Origin of the sequence: Caulobacter sp. B11 (assembly GCF_002737765.1) — a bacterium.
GTDB lineage: Bacteria > Pseudomonadota > Alphaproteobacteria > Caulobacterales > Caulobacteraceae > Caulobacter.
In genome coordinates, this window is record NZ_PEGG01000182.1 from 1 (window position 1) to 5475 (window position 5475).

7 protein-coding genes and 1 pseudogene are annotated in these 5475 nt (G+C 63.9%); 4 read left to right on the top strand and 4 right to left on the bottom strand.

Annotated elements, in window-relative coordinates; genetic code table 11:
• Nucleotides 1-107 precede the first annotated feature (107 nt).
• The 4 genes from CSW58_RS08395 (at nucleotide 108) to CSW58_RS15125 (ending at nucleotide 1788) form a co-directional block, all read left to right on the top strand.
• Nucleotides 108-308, top strand: coding sequence for a DUF2442 domain-containing protein (locus tag CSW58_RS08395; RefSeq protein ID WP_236627726.1), 201 nt, complete (start codon nucleotides 108-110; stop codon nucleotides 306-308).
• A 228-nt stretch (nucleotides 309-536) separates the two neighbouring features.
• Nucleotides 537-773: a DUF4160 domain-containing protein gene (locus tag CSW58_RS08400; protein WP_201721611.1), complete on the top strand. Its 237-nt coding sequence runs from the start codon at nucleotides 537-539 to the stop codon at nucleotides 771-773.
• Entirely contained in the window at nucleotides 770-1048 is a 279-nt protein-coding gene (locus CSW58_RS08405; RefSeq protein ID WP_099446991.1) for a DUF2442 domain-containing protein, read from the top strand. Before CSW58_RS08400 ends, CSW58_RS08405 begins: the two co-directional genes overlap by 4 nt.
• Complete coding sequence (locus tag CSW58_RS15125) at nucleotides 1045-1788, top strand: DUF2442 domain-containing protein (RefSeq protein WP_236627727.1); 744 nt, start codon at nucleotides 1045-1047, stop codon at nucleotides 1786-1788. Before CSW58_RS08405 ends, CSW58_RS15125 begins: the two co-directional genes overlap by 4 nt.
• Nucleotides 1789-1790: 2 nt before the next feature.
• Here the strand turns inward: CSW58_RS15125 and CSW58_RS13740 are convergent, their stop codons facing one another.
• The 4 genes and pseudogenes from CSW58_RS13740 to CSW58_RS08430 all read right to left on the bottom strand — a co-directional run bounded on the left by CSW58_RS13740 (nucleotide 1791) and on the right by CSW58_RS08430 (nucleotide 5346).
• On the bottom strand, nucleotides 1791-2333 hold the full coding sequence (locus CSW58_RS13740) for a hypothetical protein (RefSeq protein ID WP_143755135.1): 543 nt from the start codon (nucleotides 2331-2333) through the stop codon (nucleotides 1791-1793).
• A gap of 1 nt (nucleotide 2334) precedes the next feature.
• Nucleotides 2335-3753: an NAD(P)(+) transhydrogenase (Re/Si-specific) subunit beta gene (locus tag CSW58_RS08420; protein ID WP_099446992.1), complete on the bottom strand. Its 1419-nt coding sequence runs from the start codon at nucleotides 3751-3753 to the stop codon at nucleotides 2335-2337.
• 31 nt (nucleotides 3754-3784) lie between these two features.
• The gene (locus CSW58_RS08425) at nucleotides 3785-4120 is read right to left on the bottom strand and encodes an NAD(P) transhydrogenase subunit alpha (RefSeq protein WP_099446993.1); all 336 of its coding nucleotides are present in this window, start codon (nucleotides 4118-4120) and stop codon (nucleotides 3785-3787) included.
• A 93-nt stretch (nucleotides 4121-4213) separates the two neighbouring features.
• Nucleotides 4214-5346, bottom strand: a pseudogene (locus tag CSW58_RS08430) (Re/Si-specific NAD(P)(+) transhydrogenase subunit alpha).
• Nucleotides 5347-5475: the final 129 nt, after the last annotated feature.

The following is a 5475-nucleotide window of genomic DNA, read 5'->3' on the forward strand; positions in this document are numbered from 1 at the left end:
ATCTATACTTGTATATTGTGATCCTCGCCACAACCATCCGGCCTCGAACCTTGAGCCGGCTGAGCGTATAATGGCAAACCGAACCTCAAAATTCCGGGGCTCAAAGGATGACGAAGTTCAAACTTGTGAAGGCGGTTCGCGTGAAGGCGCTGCCAGGCTACAGACTTGACGTCGAATTTGCGGATGGAACCGGCGGCGTGGCCGACATCAGTGATTTCGTCACCCAAGTGCACGGCTCGATGGTCGTGCCGCTTCGCGACGAGACTTTTTTCGCAAAAGTCTTTGTAGAGATGGGCGTGCCGACCTAGCCCAATGGCTGCGATGTCGATCCGAGCAGGCTGAGAATGGATCTGGAAGCCGCCGGAACCTTGCGGGCGGCGGGCGCGGCCTGATCGCCTGCCGCACCCTGAGATTTGAGGAATTTCGTATTGAGAGCGTCGGGACTAAATGCAACTATAAGAATAGTTCCATAATGACGCCCATCGGCACGCCATGCCCACGATTTCCTGGTTCTACGGCATCTCGATCCGATCCGGATGTTCTTCAACGATCATCCGCCACCCCATTTCCACGCCTACTACGACTCCAACGTCGCCGTGGTTGTGATCGAGACCGGAGAAATCACGGTCGGGCGCCTGCCGCCCCGCGTCGCCCGTTTGGTCGAACGATGGCGGCGGGAGTATATTGAAGAGCTCAAGGAAACTTGGGGGTGCGCGGCAAGCGGCGAGACCGGCTCGCTGGGCCGCATCCCGGGTCTGGAGGGTCAGTCATGAGAGAAGTCGTCCATGTCCGCCGCTTCGAGAAGCTGGGGGCCTATCGCCTGAAGCTTCAGTTCACCGACGGCCTGGCCGGCGAGTGGGATTTCTCGATGCTGGCCAGTGATCCCCGCCCCGTCACGGCGCCGTTCCGCGACCCGACCTATTTCGACAAGGTCTTCCTGGATTTCGGCGCCCTGACCTGGCCCAACGGCTTCGACTGGAGCCCCGAGGCTCTGCACGCCGATATGGCGGCGGCGGGGGTGCTGAAGTTCGAGACGGCGGCGGCGTGAGCCATATTCGCCTGCCACCGCCGGTCGCAGCCATCTATGAAGCCGTCGCCGAGTTGGAAAAGCTCTATCCGGGACGAAAGTTCACGCCGGACGGCCACCTTGTCGGGTCCATCGGCGAGGTGATCGCCGCCAAGGCCTTGGGGCTGGAACTCTATCCTGCTTCATACGCGGGCCATGACGCGAAGGACGCAACAGGACGGGACGTGCAAATAAAGCTGACCGGCGGAAAGTCGGTGTCGCTCTACGCCACCTGCGACCGTCTGGTCGTTCTTCGCGTCGTGTCGCCGCACCTCGCGGAAATTGTCTATGACGGCTTCGGCGCGCCAGCCTGGGAGAGCGCGGGGCCACTTCAAAAAAACGGGCAGCGAACGATCAGCCTTGCCAAGCTCAAGCGCATCGTCGCCGCCGGCCCGTCACAAGTCGATCCCATTTCGGAGGAGAGCACGCCACCGGAGGAGCCGACCGTCGGCATCAAGCTTGTGCGTGCCGTACGCGTCAGCGCCCTGCCCGGCCACAGGCTGAACGTCGCCTTTTCCGACCTCTCCAGTGGCGTCATCGACCTCAGCGATTGGGTGCTGTCAGGCGGCCCGATGGTTCAGCCTCTGGCCGACGAGACCTTCTTCGCGAAGGTCTTCCTGGAAATGGGCACGCCGACCTGGCCGAACGGCTGCGACGCGGACCCGACGAATATGCGGATGCAGTTAGAGTCGGCGGGTAGTCTGAAAACCAATGCCGCCTAAAGTCATGGTTCGCTACAAGCGAGCCTGACCCCTTTTATTAGCTGGAGAAGCTTACCTTCAATTTCGGCGAGCTCAGTTGCAACTGCTACAACGGCCGCGACATTCCACCCTTCGCCTTCTTCCAGCGATAAGGTCGTTCCACCCCTGTCAGTGACCACCCTAGCAACGTATAGGCCATCTCCTGGACCATGCGCCAACAGCGCTGAATGTAGAATTTCATTTCGGGCGCTATTCAGGCGCTCCAACTCATCAAATATCGCCGACGCCTGACTGCGCAGAGTTGCCAGGCGAGATGACCCGCTGAAAGCATCCCGAAGCCACTTAAGGCGGGCTGAGAATTTGAACGGAAACTTCCGATCTGGAAGCAATGAGGCGTCCATAAACGCGATATTGTTGACCGCGACACCAAGAAAATATTCTAGCCGTGCCGAGCAAATCGCAACGGCTCCATGATGATGCATGTAGTCGCGCCGCAGCGTCGTAAGATCCGCTGAAAAGCTCTCCGGCAAATTCGCCAGCAACGAATCTTGGCGACGCTGCGTCACCTCACAGCCCCTTGACGATCCCCTCGACCATCTTCTTGGCGTCGCCGAACAGCATCATGGTGTTGTCGCGGAAGAACAGCTCGTTCTCCACCCCGGCATAGCCCGAGGCCATGCCGCGCTTGATGAACAGCACGGTGCGGGCCTTTTCGACGTCGAGGATCGGCATGCCGTAGATGGCGCTGGTCGGGTCGGTCTTGGCGGCCGGGTTGGTGACGTCATTGGCGCCGATCACGAAGGCCACGTCGGCGGTCGAGAACTCGCTGTTGATGTCTTCCAGCTCGAAGACCTCGTCATAGGGGACATTGGCCTCGGCCAGCAGCACGTTCATGTGGCCGGGCATGCGGCCGGCGACGGGGTGGATGGCGTATTTCACCTCGACCCCCTCTTCCTTCAGCTTGTCGGCCATTTCGCGCAGGATGTGCTGGGCTTGCGAGACGGCCATGCCGTAGCCCGGGACGATGATCACCTTGGAGGCGTTCTTCATGATGAAGGCCGCGTCGTCGGCGCTGCCCTGCTTGACGGGGCGGGTCTCGACCTTGCCGCCCGGGCCCGCCACGGCGTCGGCCGCGCCGAAGCCGCCGAGGATCACCGAGATGAAGGACCGGTTCATGGCCTTGCACATGATGTAGGACAGGATCGCGCCCGACGAGCCGACCAGGGCCCCGGTGATGATCAGGGTGGTGTTCTCGAGCGTGAAGCCCAGGGCCGCCGCCGCCCAGCCGGAATAGCTGTTGAGCATCGACACCACGACCGGCATGTCGGCCCCGCCGATCGGGATGATCAGGGTGACGCCGATGATCAGGGCCAGGGCGAAGATGCCCCAGAAGGCCCAGATCGCCGCGCCGCCGCTCATCACCAGCACCACGACCAGGGCGACGATGCCCAGGGCCAGGGCGATGTTCAGGGCGTGACGGGCCGGCAGCATGATCGGCGCGCCGCCCATGTTGCCGTTCAGCTTGGCGAAGGCGATGACCGAGCCGGTGAAGGTGATGGCGCCGATGGCCAGGCCCAGGGACAACTCGATCAGGCTGTTGAGGTGCACATGGCCGTCCGCCCCGACGATGCCATAGGCGGCCGGGGTGTAGATCGCCGCGACGGCGACCAGGCAGGCGGCCATGCCGACCAGGCTGTGGAAGGCCGCGACCAGCTGCGGCATCGAGGTCATGGCCACCTTGCGGGCGATCACCGCCCCCACGACGCCGCCGATGGCGACGCCGCCGAAGATCAGGCCCAGGGTGATGGGGTCGAGCGCCTTCTGGCTCCACAGGGTGGCCAGGGTGGTCAGCACGGCGATGGCCATGCCGATCATGCCGTTGCGGTTGCCCGCCTGGCTGGTCACCGGGCTGGACAGCCCGCGCAGGGCCAGGATGAACAGCACCCCGGAGACGATATAGAGGATGGCGGCGAGATTGGCGTTCATGATGTCAGTTCCCCCAAGTGCTTGCCGTTGCTCACTTCTTCTCTTTCTTCTTGTACATGGCCAGCATCCGGTTGGTGACCAGGAAGCCGCCGAAGATGTTGACGGCGGCGAAGGCGGCGGCGATCGCGCCGGCCCCCTTCGAGATCCAGGTCGAGGCGGCGACCGTGCCGCCTTCCAGATCGGCGTTGGCCCCGTGGGCGGCGGCGGCCAGCAGGGCCCCGACGATGATCACCGAGGAGATGGCGTTGGTCACGGCCATCAGCGGGGTGTGCAGGGCGGGGGTCACGCTCCAGACGACATAATAGCCGACGAAGATGGCGAGCACGAAGATCGCCAGGCGGAACACGGTGGGGTCGACGGCTTCCATGGTTTCTAGCTCCCCTTTCGGGCGGAATGGCACGACCGCGAACGGTCCTGGAAAATCATGACCCTTCCCCCTGAATGGGAGAAGGGAGGCGCGTCACCCCAGCAAGCTCGGATGCACCACCGCCCCGCCCTGGGTGACCAGGGCCGCCTTCAGGATCTCGTCCTCGAAATTGGGGGCGAAGGCGCCCTCCTTGTCCAGGAACAGGCTCGAAAGGGCGAACAGGTTGCGGGCATAGAGGGCGCTGGCGTCGGTGGCGATGCGGCCGGGCAGGTTGGGGATGCCCAGGATCTTGACGCCGTTGGCGGTGACCGCCGTCTCGCCCAGCTTGGCCCCGACCACGTTGCCGCCCTGCTCGATGGCCAGGTCGACGATGATCGAGCCCGCTCGCATCGAGGCGACCTGCTCGGCGCTGACCAGCTTGGGGGCCGGCCGGCCGGGGATCAGGGCCGTGGTGATGACGATGTCCTGCTTGGCGATGTGGCCCGACAGCAGCTCGGCCTGCTTGGCCTTGTATTCGTCGCTCATTTCCTTGGCGTAGCCGCCGGCGGTCTGGGCGTTCTTGAATTCCTCGTCCTCGACGGCGAGGAATTTCGCGCCCAGGGACTCGACCTGTTCCTTGGTGGCCGGTCGCACGTCGGTGGCGGTGACCACCGCGCCCAGGCGGCGGGCCGTGGCGATGGCCTGCAGGCCGGCGACGCCGACCCCATGATGAACACCTTGGCCGCGGCGATGGTGCCGGCGGCGGTCATCATCATCGGCAGGGCCTTGCCATAGGCCTCGGCCCCTCGATCACGGCGCGATAGCCGGCGAGGTTGGCCTGGGACGACAGCATGTCCATGACCTGGGCCCGCGTGATGCGCGGGATGAATTCCATGGCGATGGCGCTGGCCCCGGCTTGGCCAAGGCGTTCAGCGTGTTCCTTGTCCTGATGCGGATTGAGCGCCGCGGCGACGATCGCGCCGCTCTTGAGGGCCGCGATCTCGGCGGCCTCCGGCGCGCGGACCTTGAACAGGACGTCGGCGTCCTTGAATCGCGTCAGCGGCCGACTTGACCAGCTTGGCGCCGGCCGACTCATAGTCGCTGTCGAGATAGGACGCGGCGGCGCCCGCCCCTGATTCGACCACAAGCGAGAAGCCGGCGGCGGTCAGTTTCTTGACGGTCTCGGCGTGGCGGCGACTCGCGTCTCGCCCCCGCGGGTCTCTTGTCGTGACGGCGATAATGGCCATCGCATACCCCTCCCCGGAACGCTGTGTGCTCATACGAGCTTGCGCGTGTGTGTCTAGGGGATAAGTCTTGCCCTTTGTCGAGCCTGACGCTCGCGGAAGGCGCAAGAAAATGCCGATGTCCACCGGTGT